An 18,862-nucleotide genomic window follows, 5' to 3' on the forward strand; every position below is an offset into this window, starting at 1 on the left:
ACGATTTTAAGATATAAAAGGTGTGATTAGTAACTACTATCACTGTGTATAATCAAGTAAGCTTTAAGAAAAATAATGATTAGAACAAAAAATATCTTTTTAATAGGACCTGTTGGTGCAGGTAAATCTACTATAGGTAAGCAATTAGCTAAAGAATTAAAACGTGAATTTATAGATTCTGATAGCGTGATAGAAGAAAAGTGTGGGGTTGATATAAACTGGATATTTGATATTGAAGGTGAAGAAGGCTTCAGACAAAGAGAAAAAAGTGTTATAGCTGATATTCTAACTGAAAAGCAAAATATCGTTTTAGCAACAGGTGGTGGAGCTATTTTAGATGCTGATACTAGATCGTTACTTTCTTCAAGAGGTAAGGTTGTATATTTACAGGCAACGATAGAGCAACAGCTTGAGAGAACGTCAAAAGACACTAAAAGACCCTTGTTAAGAGTTGATGATAGAGAAGGTGTGCTAAAACAACTTATGGAAGAAAGAGAACCTCTTTATAGAAGTATAGCCGATGTTGTTGTAGAGACTAATGGAGCAACAGTAAAAAACATAGTTAGTAAAATTTCAAACTTCTTAGTCGAAGAGTCTCCTCTGTGATAACAAAACTTAATGTTCAGCCAACATCTAGTAAAAATTATGAAATTATTTTAGATAGTGAGCTAGATTTTTCTTATATCTCAAATTTTATAAATCAAAAGCAAGTTCTTATAGTTAGTAATACAACAGTAGAGAAGATTTATCTTGATAAACTTCTAGATTCTATAAAAGCAGAAGTGAAAGAAGTCAGTATTTGTATTTTAGATGATGGTGAAGAGTTTAAGTCTCAACATAGCTTAGATAAAATAATAAATTCTTTACTTGAGAATAACTATACAAGAAGTTCTACTATGCTTATTGCATTAGGTGGAGGAGTTATCGGGGATATAACTGGTTTTGCAGCATCTATATATCAAAGAGGAGTAGATTTTATTCAAATACCGACTACTCTTTTATCACAAGTAGATTCCTCAGTTGGGGGTAAAACTGCAATAAATCATCGATTAGGCAAAAATATGATAGGTACATTTTATCAGCCTGAATTAGTTTATACATCTCCACAATTTTATAAAACTTTGCCTGAAAGAGAATATATCTCAGGAATGGCAGAAGTAGTTAAATACGGCTGTATATCAGAAAGTTTTTTTAACTTCTTGTGTGAAAATATTGAGTTGATCAATAAAAAAGATTCAAAAACTCTAATAGAGATGGTTAAAAAAAGTTGTGAGATAAAAGCGCAAATAGTGGCAGTAGATGAGCATGACCTTACTGGCACAAGAGCTCTTCTAAATTTTGGACATACATTTGGGCATGCTATTGAAAAATGCCAAAAGTATAAAGGCTTAAAGCATGGAGAGGCTGTCGGTGTTGGTATGTACATGGCTATGGATTTTTCTAGCTTCCTAGGTTTAATTAATAAAGACATTATAGAGAAAGTTTCTAAACTATTACGAGTATTCAACATTCCTTCTGAGCTTCCAAAAGAAATAAGGCAAGAAGAATTTTATAATGCCATGTTATTAGATAAGAAAAATGATAAGGGTGAAATCAAATTTATACTTATGAGTAGTATAGGCAGCTTAGAAGTTATAAAAGTTGAGGAAACTCAAGTGAAAAAGTTTCTAAGCAAATACTTCTAAATATTATTATTGTTTATTTTCAACTAATCTTTTAGTTGCTTTTTGAAGTTGCTCCCTATAATAATCAAGATTTTTAGCGGACTCTTCTTTTAATGATTTAATTTGCTGTCTTAAAAAAGTTATTTGATTTTCTAAATTTTCTTTCAAGTCAGACAATCTCTGTTTACTTTGTTCTTGAATTAAATCTGAGTAAGATCTTGCATCTTTAGCAAGTCTTTCAGCAGTCTCTCTTCTGATGCTTTCTTTTATTAAAGCTGAGTATAGTTTTTTTACTTTCATTTCTTCATTATGTTCATTAAGAATAGTTGACCATTCTTCAGATACATTTTTAAACAATTCTAACTCATCAATACTATTTAAAATACTTATTAAACTTTGATTATCATTTGCCATTATTAGTCCTTATTTAAATGTAATATTTAGGCGAAAAATATGAATTTTAGTAACTTTTTTGAAAATAAAAAGTCTTATTCCAGAAATAATACATAAATGATTAAATAATTAAAAGAATAAATCCTAAATAAAATTAAATTTACCCTCTTGGATATAGCCTGTAATAGGTATAGACTTTATACGAACACATGTAAATATAGTAAATTTAATGTTAATAAAAAGTGATAATCCAATATTTTATTCTTTAGATAAAATAAAATATTCAGCAAGAAGAGGTATGCTTGAGTTAGATATAATGCTTAAGCCTTATTTAGAAGAAAAATATATAAAAGAATCTATTCAGGATAAAAAGTTATTTATTGAGTTTTTAACTTCTGAAGATAATGATATGTTTGATTGGCTTTTTAGAGGTGTTAAATCTCCAGCTAAATTTGAATCTTTAGTGAAAAAAATAATAAAAACAAAAAAAGAATATAACGAAGTTAATTTAAGTAAATAAGAGGTGTTATGAACAAATTATTAAATCATAGTGGGAAATATGAAATTTCTTCTGGAATTATGAATATCTCAAATTTTTGGCTTATTAATGAAAAAGAAGCTGTTTCAAAACTTGTTGAAAAGGCTGAAATGGATAGTATTCAAAAAGCAAAAGTAAGACAAAGGGCTTATGATTTAGTTGCAGCAGTTAGGAAGAATAGGCTTAAAAAATCTGCGATAGATGCTTTTATGATTGAGTATGATTTATCTTCAGAGGAAGGTATTGTGCTTATGTGTTTAGCAGAAGCCTTATTAAGAATTCCTGATACATACACTGTAGATTTACTTATTAAAGATAAACTAACTAGTGCAGCATGGAAAGAGCATGTTGGAATGGAAAAGCATTTGTTCGTAAATGCAGCTACTTGGAGCTTGATGCTAACAGGTAAGATACTTAGAGATAATAAAAAAAGAAGCTTTAGGAAAGTTTTCCAATCTTTTGTTAAAAAGACTAGTGAGCCTGTAATTCGTAAAGCGATGAAACAAGCAATGAAAATAGTTGGTAAGCAATATGTGCTTGGCGAAACAATTGAAGAAGCATTAGATGTATCTCAAAAGAAGGTTGAGAGAGGCTATACATATTCTTATGATATGCTTGGCGAAGCAGCGATGACTATGGAAGACGCTGATTATTACTATAGCCAATATGTGTATGCTGTAGAGAAGCTTGCAAAGTATGCAAATAATCCATTAATTAAAGATAATCCGGGAATATCTGTTAAGTTATCTGCTTTACATCCAAGATATGAAGTGGCTAAGCATGAAAGAGTTCATGAGGAGCTATATCTTAAACTATTAAATTTAACTCAATTAGCTAAAGAATATAATGTTGGCATGAATATTGATGCTGAAGAAACTGAAAGATTACAAATTTCTTTAGAATTAGTCGAGAGATTAGCTCATGAACCATCTTTAGAAGGTTTTGATGGAATTGGTATAGTTGTCCAAGCATATCAAAAAAGAGCTCCATATGTTTTAGATTATTTAGCTAATCTTGCTAAAAAAACTAATCGTAGATTTATGATTAGATTAGTTAAAGGGGCTTATTGGGATGCTGAAATAAAACATGCTCAAGAACAGGGGCTTGAAGGTTATCCGGTATTTACTCGTAAATATCACACAGATGTTTCATACCAGGCTTGTGTAAAACAGTTATTCGAAAATTCAAAATATATTTATCCACAATTTGCTACTCATAATGCTCAAACAGTAGCTGTAGTATTAGAACTAGCTGAAGGTAGTACTGATTTTGAATTTCAATGTCTACATGGTATGGGCGATGCTCTATATGATAATGTTGTTGGTAAAGAAGAATATAATGGAATTCCATGTAGAATTTATGCTCCTGTTGGTGGACATAAACATTTATTAGCATATTTAGTTAGAAGACTTTTAGAAAATGGAGCAAATAGTTCGTTTGTAAATAGAATAGTTGACGAAGGTTTACCAATAGAAGAGCTAATAGAAGACCCTGTTAAAAAAGCTATAGATCATGGTTGTGGTCAACACCCAAGTATTCCTTATCCAAAAGATATACTTGCACCTAGATTAAACTCAAAAGGGCACAATATAGAAGATTTTGCACAATTAGATAAGATGTATGCAACTATAGCTAAATATACAGATAAGAAGAATTATAAAGCTAAGTGTATTATTGAAGGTTTAAAGGTCGGTAAGGATAATATAGAAGATGTAATAAATCCTAATACTAATGAAGTAATAGGATGTGTATTAAATGCTGATTCAGAAGCTGCAATCAAAGCTTTAAAAGAAGCAAGAAGAGCATTCCCTGAATGGAATGAAACTCCTGCTGAAACAAGGGCACAAATTTTAGAGAAGTTTGCTGATTTATTAGAAAAAGAAACTGAACAGCTTATAGCAATTGCTATGATAGAAGCTGGGAAGACTTTAGCAAATGGAATTGATGAAGTTAGGGAAGCTGTTGATTTTTGCCGTTACTATGCGGCACAAGCTCGTAGAGAGTTTGGAGCACCAATAGAAATTCCAGCTTTAGCAGAACATCTAAAACAGCTTGAGCTTAGTGGAAGAGGGCCAATGGTTTGTATAAGTCCTTGGAACTTCCCATTAGCTATATTCTTAGGACAGATTACAGCTGCTTTAGCTGCTGGTAACACAGTGGTTGCAAAACCAGCAGAACAGACACCTATTATTGCTTATAAAGCTATAAAGCTTTTATATAAAGCTGGGCTTCCTAAGGGAGTTGTTCAATTTGTGCCTGGAGCTGGTGAAACTGTAGGAGATGCTCTAGTAAAAAGTCCATTTACAAAAGGGGTTATTTTTACAGGGTCTACAGAAGTGGCTAATATTATTCATCAAGCACTTGCTAATAAAGATGGTGAAATAGTTCCATTTATAGCAGAGACTGGTGGGCAAAATGCTATGATAGTTGATTCTTCAGCATTACCTGAGCAAGTAACAGGAGATGTTATTAGGTCAGCCTTTGATAGTGCTGGTCAAAGATGCTCGGCATTAAGGGTATTATGTTTACAAGAAGAGATAGCAGATTCGTATATTAAAATGATAGTTGGAGCTATGAAAGAGCTAAATGTCGGTGATTCTAAATATTTAGAGACTGATGTGGGACCAGTTATTGATAAAGAAGCTGCAGATAACTTAAATGCTTATATAGAAGAGAAAAAAAATAAGTTCAAATTATTATATCAAGTTCCAGAAACTGAGCAGTCTAAAAATGGTACTTATGTATTACCAGTAATGTTTGAAATTAGTAAATTATCTGATCTTGGAAGAGAACAGTTTGGACCAGTTTTACACGTATTAAGATTTAAAGGTAATAGGCTTAAACAACTTGTTAAAGATATTAACGCTACAGGATATGGCTTAACTTGTGGAGTTCACAGTAGAATAAATGAAGTTATGAACTATGTTAAAAATCATATCAAAGCAGGTAATACGTATGTAAATAGAAATATCGTTGGAGCTGTAGTTGGTGTACAACCTTTTGGCGGTCAAGGTAAATCTGGTACTGGTCCAAAAGCTGGTGGACCTTACTATATGCATAGGCTTGCTAATGAGAAACTTTCAGATGTTGGTGCTATTGAACAAGTTTATAATCCTGAGAAACTAGCTGAAGATCAAAGAAATACACACAGATTTATTAAGTCTAGCTATAAGGTGACGAATATCATTGAAGATATAAGAGCTCGTCAAGGTATATCTACAGAACTATTAAATAAAAACAATGATGTGATTGGAAGAATGTATATAGCTACTCCAGGTATGGCAGATAAAGCGATAGCAATATCTAGCTCTGCAGCTGATATTTGGAATTCAACTAATGCAGAAAAGAGAGCAGAGCTTGTTGAAAAGTTTGTTAAACTACTTGAAGAGAATAGAAATAGCATAGCTGCATGTATAGTATCTGAATCTAACTTAGATGTTGAAGATGCTCAAATACAGATTGATAAAACTTTACAGTTAGTAACTTACTATTGTTTACAAGCTAGAAATGAATTTGCTCATCCAACACGTTTGCCTGGACCTACTGGTGAAATAGATGAAATTAGTTTACAAGGTAGAGGTGTTGCTGTAAGTATTTGTTCTAGTGATGATTCATTAATTAGATTTGCTGGACAGGCTGTAGCTGCTTTACTAGCTGGTAATACAGTTGTTGCTAAACCAGCATATACTGGAAATTTAACTGCTTATAATATCGTGAAACTAATGTTAAAAGCCGGTATTGATAAGAAAGTTATACAACTAGTTATGGGTGATTCTGAAGAGTTGACATCAGCTTTACTATTTAATAGTAAAGTTGCTTTAGTTGCTTTTTCTGGAAATATTAGAGCTGTTAAACAAGTTCAGCAAGCAATAGCTCTTAGAAGGGGGGCTATTATTCCATTTATCGCTGAAAGTGTAGCTAAAGATGGTAAGTGTACTAAGTTAGCAATAGAAACAGCTTCGCCACTTTATATGAGAAGATTTGTTGTTGAGAAAACAGTAAGTGTTGATACAACAGCATCTGGTGGTAATGCATCTTTAATGAGTTTGGAGGAGTAAAAAATATTGTAAACTCATATTCTTAGTGATAGTTTAAACTCATATTCTTAATTTTCTTGTCAAAAAAATGTTAAAAGTTATCAATCAATCACAACTAGAAATAAATATTTTCTTGTCTGATTTTTTAATTTAATTATAAGGAAAAGATATGAGTGATAGTAATATGTCCGTAAAAAAGATGTCGCTTTTTAGTGCAGTACTAATTGGTGCGACTTGTATGGTTGGTTCAGGTTGGCTATTTAGTGCACAATTAACAGCTAAAAATGCAGGCAACTGGGCCTTTTTGGCATGGATACTGGCTGCATTGTTAGTATTAATGATAGCTTTATGTCTAGGTAAAGTCGTTTCTATATATCCTGTGAGAGGTGCTATTACAAGATCTAGTGCCTTATCACATAACAGTATATTCGCTATGCCATTTGCTTTTGCAAACTGGTTTGGTATTGTTGTAGTGATTTCATCTGAAGCATTAGCTACTACACAATATTTGGCAGGTGTTAAAAATATGGATTGGCTAATGCAGAATAATGTATTAACAACTGCAGGAACAGTTTTTGCATTGTTAGTATTAGTTGTCTATTTTTTTATTAACTTTTATGGTGTAAAAGTTTTAGCAAAAGTAAATAATGCCATTACAGTATTTAAAATGGCAGTTCCAGCAATTATTGTAATAATATTTATAGTATATGCTTTTACTCATAGTAATGAGCATGCTAGTTTATTTGCAACTGATATTCCTAATAATGATCAATTTGGGATTTCATCAGCTTTTACAGCTATTGTTGCTGGTGGTTTAATTTATACGTTTAATGGTTTCCAAACAGTGGTTGCTTATGCTAGTGAGGTCAAAAATCCAGGAAGAAATATTCCATTAGCAATTATATTAGCTTTAGTGTTAGTTCTATTTTTATATATGGGACTACAATATGCATTTATGCAAGCAGTTCCTCATGAATATTTACTTAGTAAAGGTGGATGGCAAGGTTTAGATTTTGAATCACCTTTATTACAATTAGCTACATTATTAGGCCTTGGTTATATATCAATATTATTAATAATTGATAGTGTTATTAGCCCATCGGCAACAGGATATAGTTACTTAGGAGCATCTTCTAGAATGCTATATGCAATGTCTTCTGAAGGACAAATGCCAAGATACTTTGCAAAGCTTACTCCAGTTGTTAATATTTCACGTAGATCACTTTTAGCTAACTTTATCTTAGCTGTTATTTTCTTGTTTTTCTCAGATAACTGGGCAGGACTAATGCTGGTTGTGACAGGTTTTCATATTATTGGTTATATGGCAGCTCCTGTCAGTATGGGTGCCTTAGCTCCTCGTACAAGACTTTTTGGTTTGGTTGTATTTGTGGTATTAACATTACTATTAAATACTGTTGAGATTCAAACAAATATTAATATGAGTGTTATACTTATAGTATTAATGACTATATATGGAAGTATAGAGTTTAGAAGAATTGGTTTTAAAAAGCTTATACCATTAGTTTTACCATTTATTATCTTTATTTGTATCTGTTCACCAATGAATAATTATCTTGTGGAAGGTATTGTTGGTGCTATATTCTATTGGTTTGTTACTGATAAGCGTTATATAGCGTTCTGTAAAGAAACAGCAAATGAGAAAAATATTATCGTTGATTAATCTTTATTATCTATAGTTATTAAGAGTTTATCTAATTATAATAATTCCTAATATTATCAATTTGTTTTAGCAATGAAAAATGCAAAATGGATTCTAGTAATTCTCTGCTTAGGCTACTTTATAGACTTTTATGACTTAACTGTATTTAGTGTTTCTTATGTTGATTTATTGAAGCAGCAGTTTGGAATATTTGATTCTATTAAAATTCAACAAACATATTATTTGATAAACAATATTCAGATGGTAGGTATATTAATTGGTGCAATATTGTTTGGTATTTTGGCAGATAAATTTGGACGTATTACAGTAATCAAATATAGTATATTACTTTACTCGATAACTACTTTATTATGTATATTTGTAAATAATATATATATATTCATGCTACTAAGGTTTTTAGCATACCTAGCTTTAGCAAGTGAGTTTGCAGTTTCTAGTGTTTTAATAATTGAATTTTTTCCACCCAAGTTAGCTGCATGGGGAATGAGTTTCTTATATATTTTAGGAGTTTTAGGTGGTATTGTTGCAACTCTTTTTGGAGTTTTTTCATATAAGACTATGTTCATCTTTGGTGGATTTGCTGGTTTAGGTATATATGCATTTAGAAGAGTTTTAGAAGAGTCTCCATATTTTATTGAACTATATAAATCTGATAAGTTTAAAAATGCTGGTAGTATTACTTTTCTTATAAAAAATTATAGTAAACCATTAATATTAAATTTCTTAATTACGCTGCCATATTTCTTTGTTATTACAGTGATGTTTGCATTAGTGAAATTTATTGCAACAGATGTTGATTTTGCTAGTTTAGTGAAGTTATTTTTATTTGGTTTTTTTGCTGGGAATATTATTAGTAGTATTCTTAGTGGAATCTATAATCAATATTTCAAATCACCAAGTTTATTTTTTGTTATAAATATCATTATATTTTTGATTAGTATTTTTGTTTATAAATACGTATCTAGTAGCTTTATATTCTTTTATGGAATGCTTATAGGCTTGATTGGTGGCGGTTATAATATTATGTGGGCACAGTATGCGGCTACTGAATTTCCAACTGAAGTACGTTCGTTAGCTTGTAATATGATCTTTGCTTTAGGTCGAACAAGTAGTATTTTCTTTGGGATTATTTTTGCTTATTGGATTACAAATGAAAGTACATTTGGAAGTAAAGTTAATATTTTAGCTGTATTAGTAGCAGTTATGGTTTTATTGATAATTTTATTTTATAAGAGAGAAAAAATACTAAATAAGTAGAGAGTAATTATTTATGGCAAATAAAGTTTTATTTGGAATTACAGGTAGCGTTTCAGCATTTAAAGCTATTACATTAATTAGACTTTTTATTAAGTCAAACTATCAATGTAAAGCGATAGTGACTAAAGGTGGTTTAGACTTTATAAAGCCAGAACTGCTAGTAGCATTAGGATGTGAGACATATACTGATGAGGCTCTTAATATGTCTAATTATGATGAGGCTATGAGTCATATTAATCTCTCAAGATGGGCAGATAAAATAATTATAGTTCCAGCTTCTGCAAATGTAATTGCAAGAGTAGCTAATGGAATAGCTGATGATTTACTTTCACAAATGCTTCTAGCTTGTAAAGATTTTTCAAAAGTTTATATAGCTCCTGCTATGAATGTGAATATGTGGAATAATCCTTTTACAAAAGAGAACATGGAGAAACTAAAATCTGTGGGATATAACATTATTGAGCCAGATAGTGGGCTACAAGCATGTGGTGATATTGGTGGTGGTAGATTGTCTGAAGCTGAAGATCTTTTCCAAATGTTAGCTACAAAGCAAGATCTTACAGATAAAAAAGTTTTAATTACAGTAGGAGCGACAGTTGAGAATATTGATGGAGTTAGATACTTATCAAACTATAGCTCTGGAAAGATGGGATTAGCTTTAGTTAACGAACTACTATTAAGAGGAGCTAAAGTCACAGTTTTAAAAGCTAAGACAGAGATTTCTTTTGATATTGATAATAAAAATTTAAAAATAATAGATACTAAAAGTGCAGAAGAAATGAATAAGGCTATGCTTTCTGAGACACCTTTAAATAATATATTTATAGCTTGTGCAGCTGTAGCGGATTATAAGATAAAAAATAAGTTTGAGCATAAAATAAAAAAAACAGATGATTCACTTACATTAGAGTTTATAAAAAATCCTGATGTATTGCTAAATTGTAAAAAAATTTTCCCAGAGGTTTTTGCAGTTGGATTTGCTGCAGAATCACAGAACTTAGAAGAATATGCTTTAGCTAAGTTACAAAAGAAAAATTTAGATATGATAGTAGCTAATGATATATCTGTATTAGGAAAAGATGATAGTAGTGTAATTATTATTCCTAAAAGTGGCAAGAATATAAAACTTGAGAATATATCAAAGAAAGAGATTGCTAGAAATATTATAGATGCTGTAAAAGAAAATCATATTTAGAGGTTGCTATGAATATAAAGAAAGTTGTAACTAAGGATAATAGAGAGATCGAAGTAATAGCATTAAAAAACAATAATGTGGAATTAATTTTACTAGATGTTGGTGCGACTATTTATTCACTAAAGACAAAAGATAAAGAGGGTAAATTAGAGAATATAGTTCTTAATTATCAAGATTTAGATAGATATTTTGGTAATGAGTCATACTTTGGTACCACTGTAGGAAGGATTGCTGGACGTATTCCAAATGGAGTGGTTAAGCTAAATGGTAAGTCTTATAACATTAAGAAAAAAAGAGAATCTGATATCAATTTACTACATAGTGGGAAAGGTGGTATTAGCTTTAAAAAATTTGATATTGAAGTTTTAAGTGATACGAAGGTTAAATTCTCTCTATTACAAAAAAGTGAAGATGATGGTTTTCCTGCTGATGTGAATATAGATGTAATTTATGAGTTAAAAGATAATGAGGTTGTTATTGAGTATCATGCTATAGCAAATGAAGATAGTATATTAAACTTAACGAACCATAGCTATTTTAACCTCTCAGGAAATATTAAAAGAACAATCATAGATAACTATTTGAAGATGCCTATAAAGAAATATTTCAGGACCGATGAACAACAATTAGCTGTTGCCTTAGATGATGTTTCCTCAGATATGGATTTTACAAAGCTTACTAAGATATCAGATAAAATAGAGAATGATTTCTATCAAAAGAATGTAGAGAAAGGCATAGATCATATTCTGCTTGTAGATGTTAATGACAAAACAGTTCTAGAAGATGAAATTAGTGGACGAAAGTTAGTGGTGACTAGCTCTTATCCTGTAATGGTTGTTTATACTACTAATTATCCTGATGGTTCAATATTAGAAAATGGTCGGCAGGTGAAGAAGTATGATGGTATATGTTTTGAGTCTCAATATGCACCATTGTTAGATACTGATAACTATGACAATAGTTTATCTAAACTTAAAAAAGGTGATAAGTTTAATAATTTTATTAAGTTATCGTTCTAATATTTAAGAATAATAGTTAATAGTAGCTCTCTTAAATCTTCTTTCTAAGCTTTCAATGTCCATTTTAACAGCTCTACAATAGTTGTATGTAGAATCTAATTTTTGCTTACTTGAATATGTTAGGCCAATACTACTTATATTTGCGGCTTTTGAAATTTCTAAAGCTCTTAATATAGATGTATTTTTTAAGCTTAAAGGTTTAGATAGTAAACTTACTATCTGTGAGGCATAAGCTTTCACTTTATCTTCTTTTGAGTTTAGTAAATAACTAAGCTCTAGATATTTTGATAATTCATGAGCAATTCTATTTTTTTCAATAGGTTCTAAACTAATACTAGCTACTTTAAAGCTAATTTTTTCAGAGAAGTCTTCTTTAACTTGTATTTCATCCCAACGTTTTAGTAAATATTTTAATCTTTTATTTAGTAGCTTTATTATTAGAGTATTTTGTTTGATTTTATTTTTTAGACCTAAAAGTTCTGACTTTATAGCCTCATCAAAGTTTTTTAAATTTATACATTTAGTGTTTTGTTGGATTAAACTTAGATTATAGCTAATATCATCACTTTCTTTTATTTGTGGCATATCAGTTTCTATTAGATCGTAATGTTGCTGATAGAGACTATATGTAAAATCATATTTGTTAGTTAGTTTTACTCTTAGATTTTCTATAGATTGAAATAAATCATTCTGTTTAGCACTTTCAAACTTAGGAATAGCTTTAAAATAAAAAAATTCTCTACCTGCTAATAGCTCAATAAAAAGCTGTATGGCATCTGAGGCATCTATTAGATCAAATAAATTATTATCTCCAGAACTTTTATATATCTTATTAAGAAAACCAATTTTTCTTTCAACACCGTTTGCTAGAGTAATTTGTTTCCCTTGAATGTATTTTAAAAAAAGGATTTTCAAGTCTTCAGAAAAGTCATTACTATTGTTAATAAGCTTAAAAGAGGATATAAATCGAGATCTATAGTATGCCGTATCTATAGGAAAACTATTATCTCTATATAGTTGTAATGTTTTTGCAAATTCAGCTATATCCTTATTAAAGTAGAGATTAAAGGCATAAAATATTTCATTATCTGTCGGATGTGATTTTGAAAGTAAATGAGTTGCTATCTTTTCATTTCGATAAATACCTTCAGAAGCTTCTAAATTTAGTTTTTTAGCCATAAAAAGTTTTTCATAACTTTCTTCAATAAGATAAAGTAGATTTTCTTCTGATTGCTTATCTTTCCTATATTTTGATGCATCTAATAAAATCTTTGTCAGAAAACCTACCATACCAACAAGGAAAACGTAGACTGAAAAATAAATAATTGTAGTATATGGAACTAAATTCCCATAACCAATATAGTATCCCACTATAATAGCAATTACAGTTACAGGCCCAGCAGTCCAAAGTATAGATAATATGGCACCTTTAATATTTGTTCTATGAATGGATAGAAGTAAGTCATTAGAATATTCAGGAGTTATATATTGTTTTGAGTTTTTCTTTTGTTCATTTTCTTTAAGCATTAGCTCTTAGAATGTGTTTTTATATATGTTAGTTATAAAGGCTAACATATATTTCTAAAGATATCTAAAAGGGGATTTAGTAAGATAATGCTTTTATAACTTTTTATATTGCTCTAAAGCTTTTTCTCTACTAGTTTTTAAATCAACTATTGGATAAGGGTATGTTTTACCCAATTGAATATTTGCTTTTTCTAGTATTTCTGGCTTGGTAGTCCATGGCTCAGCTAAGTATTTATTTGGAAGTTTAGAAATTTCAGGGACATATTTTCGAATATAGTCTCCTTTTGAATCAAACTTTTGTGCCTGAAGCGCTGGGTTAAATATTCTAAAATACGGTGCTGCATCCATCCCACAGCCAGCAACCCATTGCCAGCTAGCACAGTTGTTAGCAATATCAGCATCAAAAAGGCAATCAAAAAACCATTCTTCACCATACTTCCAATGAATTAAGCAGTTTTTAACTAAGAATGAAGCAACTATCATACGTACACGATTATGCATATATCCTGTTTGCCAAAGCTCTCGCATACCGGCATCAACTATGGGGATACCAGTTTGTCCTTCTTGCCATCTCTTTAAAAGCTTCAGATTATTATCCCATTCAAAGTTATCAAACTTCTCATTAATGTTTTTAGTGTCAAAATCTGGGTAGTAGTACATCAGATAATATGAAAAATCACGCCAAGTTAATTCACGGATGAAGTGTTCATGATTTGATGAAACATTATTTTGATATATGGCATTAAAAATTTGACTAGGGGAAATTTCACCAAAGTGTAGATGAGGTGATAATTTAGATGTGCTATCCATGCTTGGATAATCACGAGCTTCTTTATAATTGTTTATTTTATCTTCAATAAATTCTTCTAGTTTTAATTGAGCAGCTTTTTCACCAACTTCCCAAAAGTTTATAATTCTTTGCCAAGAATGCTTAGGTTTTGTAAGTTCTAAATTCTCTAATGATATAGAGTTTTCTAATTTTATAAGATTAATTACATTAGCTTTAGATAAATTTGGTACATAAGGTTTTATTTGAATTAGTTTCTTGTAAAAAGCAGTAAAAACTTTATAGTGAGTATTGTCATCTTTTAGGCATTGCCATGGCTCAAGGAGTAAGCTTCCATTAAATGTTTTCACATCGATATCATTATTCTGTAAAAGCTTTTTAATCTCACTATCTCTTTTGATACTGTACTTATCATAGCAGCGGTTCCAGTATACATTTGTAATATTATTTTCTTTGGTTAGCTTTTCTATAATATCTTTAGGAGAACCTTTATAGATATTTAGTTTATTGTTTAAAGATTCATCAAGTTTTTTTAAAGATTTTGAAAGCCAAAGTTTACTAGCAGAGCCAATAGGGTATTTTTCATCATGTATATAGATAGCTATAGTTTTGTCTGATTTTACAGCTTCATGTAATGCTGGATTGTCAGTGAGCCTTAAGTCTTGTCTAAACCAATATAATGATATTTCAGACATTTAATCCTCTAGTATAATATTTTTTAGCATTTCTACATGAGTTTCAGAATCATTTAGGCAAGGCACAAGGCTAAAGTTTTTACCACCATGAGCTATGAAAACTTCTCTTTCACGAATTGCTAATTCCTCTAATGTTTCTAAACAATCTGTTGCAAAACCTGGGGCTACTATGACAATATTTTTTCCAGATTTTGCATATTCAATAAGTTTATCTGTAGTATATGGTTCTAACCACTTTTTAGGTCCAAATCTTGATTGAAATGAAAGTTCAAATTCGGTGCCGGTAAGTTTATCTTGTAAGCTTTCTTTAACTAAACGATATGTCTTATGACAATGGCAATAATATGGATCTCCAGCATCAAAGTATTCTTTAGGGATACCATGAAAAGAAAAGAGTATTACATCTGCTTTAAAATCAATTTGCTGTAAATGTTGAACTATCTGTGACTTAACAGCCTCTATATGGTGCTTATTATCATAATATGGTTTTATTCCTTTAATATTTGGTTGCCATCTCAGGTTAGATAAACATTTGTATACCTCATCATAAACGCTAGCTGTTGTAGAGCCTGAATATTGAGGGTATAGAGGCAAAATAGTTATATCTGTCATACCTTGCGACTGTAGATGTTTAATCTTGCTATCTATAGAAGGATTTCCATATCTCATGGCAAAATCTACAATATAGTTATCTAAGCTGTCATTTAATTGATTTGCTAAGTTTTCTGTATATACAAGTAGAGGAGATTTGTTGAGATCATTATTCCAAACTTTCTTATAAAGCTTGGCTGTATTTTTAGATCTTATGGGAAGTATTATTAGATTTAAAATTAACCACCATAATATAGGATTTGCCTCAACAACTCGCTTATCACTTAGAAACTGCTTTAAATATTTTCTAATAGCTTTAATATCAAAAGAATCTGGAGTTCCTAAGTTTACTAATAGAATAGCTTTTTTATTATATTTCGAATTATATTCTTTCATTTTTAATAGAGTTAATTCTTATCAAAACTATTTTAGCAAATATTAACTGAGCTTCTAAGCTGAAAAGTGTTTTTTAGCTTTAAAACAATATATAATTTTTTTGAAGGGATATCCCAGAATTAAATTTTAACGAGGTATATATGAAAAAAGTAATTCTTTTAACATTTGGATTGTTGTCATTTGCAACAACTTCATTTGGATATATGAATATGGCACAACAAAATCCATATGCAATGTACTATGGTCCTGAAGTAGAACAGGAAAGAGCACAAGGGGCTGCATATGTTCCACCAGATAGAGAGTTCATTAACTCTAGATATGGTGAGTATATTGATAATAAGCAAGTAGAGTTCCAACCAGGAGATGATGCTAATAGACTATTTTGGTCTTATAGTCAGCCATAATATTTTTAATGAAAGGGGTTTGAAATGTTAAGAAAAAGTATAGCTTTTACAGTTTTAAGTTTACTATTTGGATTTGCAATAGCTTGTTCAAATGAAAGTGGCAAACGTTTAAATTTTAACTTAGATATAAAAGTTAATGGCGATAAAAAAGAGCTTTATCTTCAAAAATATAAAGAAATAGAAAATTATGTTAAAGAGTTTAATGATAAGAATGGTACTCACTATCAAATTAATAGCGTAGATTTTTCTAAATCTTATCAATATGAGAATGTTGAGACTGCTATGGTATCTTTAATAGAGCCATCACCAAATGATGGTAGTAAAGATAAGTGTAAATGTCATCATAATAATAAAGATTCAAACTAAAATTCTTCTAAATGCTTAAAACTTTAGCTATAAATAATTATAGATCATTATTTGATTTAGTTATTCCCTTAAATAGACTTAATATAATCACAGGGGCAAATGCTAGTGGTAAGTCAAATCTATATAAAGCTTTAAGACTTTTGGCAGAAACTGCTCAAGGTGGAGTAACTCATTCTTTGGCAAAGGAGGGTGGCTTAAATACTACTTTTTGGGCTGGTCCTGAAAAAATATCTAAGCAGATGTTAAAGAGAGAAATTCCTGTGCAGGGTGGGCCAAGGCAAAAAGTTCCTAGACTACGTTTAGGCTTTGCAGATGAAGTTTTTGGGTATTCAATATCTTTAGGATATCCGGAGCCACCATCATCATCAGCTTTTTCACTTGATCCAGAAATAAAAAGAGAAATAATCTGGGCTGGGGATGTATATAAAATACCATCAGCTCTAGTAGATAGAATAGGTCCTTTAGTCAAAATTAGAGATGGTCGCCAGTGGGAAGTTATTGAGCAATATAACCCCGCATTTGAAAGTATTTTTACGCAAGCGATGTATATTGATAAGACTCCAGAAGTTATACAGTTACGAGAAAAGATAAAAGGCTGGAGGTTTTATGATCATTTTAGAAGTGATAAAGATGCTCCTGCAAGATTGCCACAATTAGGTACACGCACTCCTATTTTAAGTCAAGATGGTCACGATTTAGCAGCAGCTCTACAAACTATTATAGAAATAGGAGATAGGCAAGCATTAGATGAGGCGATAGAGGATGCTTTTCCTAGAAGTAAATTAGATATTAAGAAATATGAAAATGGACATTTTGTAGTTGAGTTATACCAAGAAGGACTTCTAAGGCCGTTATCAGCTTCTGAGCTTTCAGATGGAACTTTACGTTATTTACTGTGGATTGCTGCACTTCTAACGCCTAGGCCACCAGAGCTAATGGTTCTCAATGAGCCAGAGACTAGTTTGCACCCTGATTTATTACCAGCATTAGCTAGGCTTATTATTAAAGCTTCGGAAAAAACTCAAGTATGGATTGTTTCCCATGCAAATAGATTAGTATCAGCTTTAAAAGAGGCTCCAGAAAGTAACCTAATACAACTTGAGAAAGAATTAGGTCAAACAAAAGTAGTTGGACAAGGCTTACTAGATAAGCCAAATTGGCATTGGGCAGATGTCAGATAATTATAAACTAATAACTTTTCTAACTTCTTCAGCTGTTGGATATTTATAATCTATAAACTGTTCTAAAGGTACTTCACCAGAGTGAATTAAATTTTGAGCGTTTTCTAATATTAGTGGCGAGTTTATTTTATCAAAATTTATATTATTCAACTTAACCCAAAATGCACTTGGCACTGTAGCAGATTCAAAGTAATAGACTAAGTTTTTATGGTCTGAAACTGTTCTGTAGATAGTTGAAGAAAGATTGGGTTTCTCTGGATCATGAATTCCGAGTGGTACACCAACAGCTCTGATTACGCCAAACATACTTGCTAATGCTTGCCTATGATATAGCTGACCTGGAACAAGAGTGATATAATTTGGAGCAATAGTCTTTGGAATAGCGTTTAAGAAAAATGAAGCCCTAACAAATCTATCAGCTGCAGAGACAGAGCCTGGTAAAAATGTCGTACCATTAATATTTTTCCAGTAGCGACATAATGCGAGTTGCTCTTCATATCTAGGAGAGTTTGTCATAACCGTATATTCTCTACTATGGTGAATACAAAGTTTTCCATCAATGTACTCAAAAATTGCAGAATCTCCAGAAGCATCAGATAATGATAAATGTACGCTTCCAGCTTTGCCATTAGGTAGAGAGCCAGTAATGATATTAATTTTATTAGATTGAAAAAAGTCTACGGCTTCTGCAACTGTAGCAAATAAGTCCAATGAAAGTTGTAACCATTGAAGTATGCTTAGATCTTTAGCTTCAGAGTTATGCCCATATTCTGATTCAGCTAGATAAAGTAAATTTGCAACTAATCCTTTTTCATTCATGCCATCAGCAGAACCAATATTGTAAACAAAAGTACTAACACTACCATATTTGCTAGTCCATGAAAGAGGGTTGTCACCTAAGCTACTAATATATTTAGTATCAGGTGGTAAGATAACAAGACTAGTATTCATATCATCAATCCAGTCCATACTTCTTGCTGTGATTACTAAATCTTCTGATCCTTGGTATAAAACTCTTGTACACATATAAACTACTTAATACAAAGTGACTTTATTTAATTATAGATTATTTTAGATGACTTATACTTAAAAATAATAACTAACTTAATCTGGCCGTTAATTGCTATATCT

16 protein-coding genes are annotated in these 18,862 nt (G+C 30.8%); 11 read left to right on the forward strand and 5 right to left on the reverse strand.

Going from position 1 to position 18,862, the window contains the following annotated elements; all coding sequences use genetic code 11:
- Window positions 1-75 precede the first annotated feature (75 nt).
- Together aroK and aroB are read left to right on the forward strand one after the other, a co-directional pair.
- Complete coding sequence (aroK, locus tag DNK87_RS00195) at window positions 76-606, forward strand: shikimate kinase AroK (RefSeq protein ID WP_071664462.1); 531 nt, start codon at window positions 76-78, stop codon at window positions 604-606.
- Window positions 603-1,685 carry a 3-dehydroquinate synthase gene (gene aroB, locus DNK87_RS00200; RefSeq protein WP_119330788.1) on the forward strand — a complete coding sequence of 361 codons (1,083 nt, stop codon included), beginning with the start codon at window positions 603-605 and terminating at the stop codon, window positions 1,683-1,685. Before aroK ends, aroB begins: the two co-directional genes overlap by 4 nt.
- A gap of 6 nt (window positions 1,686-1,691) precedes the next feature.
- Here the strand turns inward: aroB and DNK87_RS00205 are convergent, their stop codons facing one another.
- The gene (locus DNK87_RS00205) at window positions 1,692-2,078 is read right to left on the reverse strand and encodes a kinesin (RefSeq protein ID WP_119330787.1); all 387 of its coding nucleotides are present in this window, start codon (window positions 2,076-2,078) and stop codon (window positions 1,692-1,694) included.
- Between the two features lie 208 nt (window positions 2,079-2,286).
- On the opposite strand from DNK87_RS00205, the gene DNK87_RS00210 reads away from it, so the two are divergent.
- From DNK87_RS00210 to DNK87_RS00235, 6 genes are all read left to right on the forward strand, one after another.
- Window positions 2,287-2,577: an FAD assembly factor SdhE gene (locus DNK87_RS00210; protein ID WP_119330786.1), complete on the forward strand. Its 291-nt coding sequence runs from the start codon at window positions 2,287-2,289 to the stop codon at window positions 2,575-2,577.
- A gap of 8 nt (window positions 2,578-2,585) precedes the next feature.
- Window positions 2,586-6,653 (forward strand): bifunctional proline dehydrogenase/L-glutamate gamma-semialdehyde dehydrogenase PutA, encoded by a 4,068-nt coding sequence (gene putA / locus DNK87_RS00215; RefSeq protein WP_119330785.1) that lies wholly within the window; start codon window positions 2,586-2,588, stop codon window positions 6,651-6,653.
- 148 nt (window positions 6,654-6,801) lie between these two features.
- Window positions 6,802-8,313, forward strand: coding sequence for an APC family permease (locus tag DNK87_RS00220; RefSeq protein ID WP_119330784.1), 1,512 nt, complete (start codon window positions 6,802-6,804; stop codon window positions 8,311-8,313).
- A gap of 72 nt (window positions 8,314-8,385) precedes the next feature.
- Complete coding sequence (locus DNK87_RS00225) at window positions 8,386-9,570, forward strand: MFS transporter (protein ID WP_119330783.1); 1,185 nt, start codon at window positions 8,386-8,388, stop codon at window positions 9,568-9,570.
- Between the two features lie 13 nt (window positions 9,571-9,583).
- Window positions 9,584-10,765, forward strand: coding sequence for a bifunctional phosphopantothenoylcysteine decarboxylase/phosphopantothenate--cysteine ligase CoaBC (gene coaBC, locus DNK87_RS00230; protein ID WP_119330782.1), 1,182 nt, complete (start codon window positions 9,584-9,586; stop codon window positions 10,763-10,765).
- A gap of 8 nt (window positions 10,766-10,773) precedes the next feature.
- A complete protein-coding gene (locus DNK87_RS00235) occupies window positions 10,774-11,784 on the forward strand; it encodes an aldose epimerase family protein (RefSeq protein ID WP_119330781.1) in 1,011 nt (336 codons plus the stop codon).
- A 3-nt stretch (window positions 11,785-11,787) separates the two neighbouring features.
- On the opposite strand, the gene DNK87_RS00240 is transcribed toward DNK87_RS00235, so the two are convergent.
- The 3 genes from DNK87_RS00240 to hemH all read right to left on the reverse strand — a co-directional run bounded on the left by DNK87_RS00240 (window position 11,788) and on the right by hemH (window position 15,780).
- Window positions 11,788-13,311, reverse strand: a complete 1,524-nt coding sequence (locus DNK87_RS00240; protein ID WP_119330780.1) for a hypothetical protein — start codon at window positions 13,309-13,311, stop codon at window positions 11,788-11,790.
- Window positions 13,312-13,404: 93 nt separating this feature from the next.
- Window positions 13,405-14,793, reverse strand: coding sequence for a cryptochrome/photolyase family protein (locus DNK87_RS00245; RefSeq protein ID WP_119330779.1), 1,389 nt, complete (start codon window positions 14,791-14,793; stop codon window positions 13,405-13,407).
- Window positions 14,794-15,780 carry a ferrochelatase gene (gene hemH, locus DNK87_RS00250; RefSeq protein WP_119330778.1) on the reverse strand — a complete coding sequence of 329 codons (987 nt, stop codon included), beginning with the start codon at window positions 15,778-15,780 and terminating at the stop codon, window positions 14,794-14,796.
- A gap of 203 nt (window positions 15,781-15,983) precedes the next feature.
- Between hemH and DNK87_RS00255 the strand changes: the two genes are divergently transcribed.
- Genes DNK87_RS00255 through DNK87_RS00265 form a run of 3 tightly spaced genes read left to right on the forward strand, consistent with a single transcriptional unit; the run spans window position 15,984 to window position 17,731 of the window.
- Entirely contained in the window at window positions 15,984-16,184 is a 201-nt protein-coding gene (locus DNK87_RS00255; RefSeq protein WP_377654555.1) for a hypothetical protein, read from the forward strand.
- 24 nt (window positions 16,185-16,208) lie between these two features.
- The gene (locus tag DNK87_RS00260; protein WP_119330776.1) at window positions 16,209-16,550 is read left to right on the forward strand and encodes an FPM13 family metalloprotein; all 342 of its coding nucleotides are present in this window, start codon (window positions 16,209-16,211) and stop codon (window positions 16,548-16,550) included.
- Between the two features lie 11 nt (window positions 16,551-16,561).
- The gene (locus DNK87_RS00265; protein WP_119330775.1) at window positions 16,562-17,731 is read left to right on the forward strand and encodes an AAA family ATPase; all 1,170 of its coding nucleotides are present in this window, start codon (window positions 16,562-16,564) and stop codon (window positions 17,729-17,731) included.
- Here DNK87_RS00265 and DNK87_RS00270 read toward each other — a convergent pair whose 3' ends face one another.
- On the reverse strand, window positions 17,732-18,757 hold the full coding sequence (locus tag DNK87_RS00270; RefSeq protein WP_119330774.1) for a linear amide C-N hydrolase: 1,026 nt from the start codon (window positions 18,755-18,757) through the stop codon (window positions 17,732-17,734).
- Window positions 18,758-18,862 lie beyond the last annotated feature (105 nt).

The organism is Pseudofrancisella aestuarii, assembly GCF_003574475.2.
In the GTDB taxonomy this organism is placed as follows: domain Bacteria; phylum Pseudomonadota; class Gammaproteobacteria; order Francisellales; family Francisellaceae; genus Francisella; species Francisella aestuarii.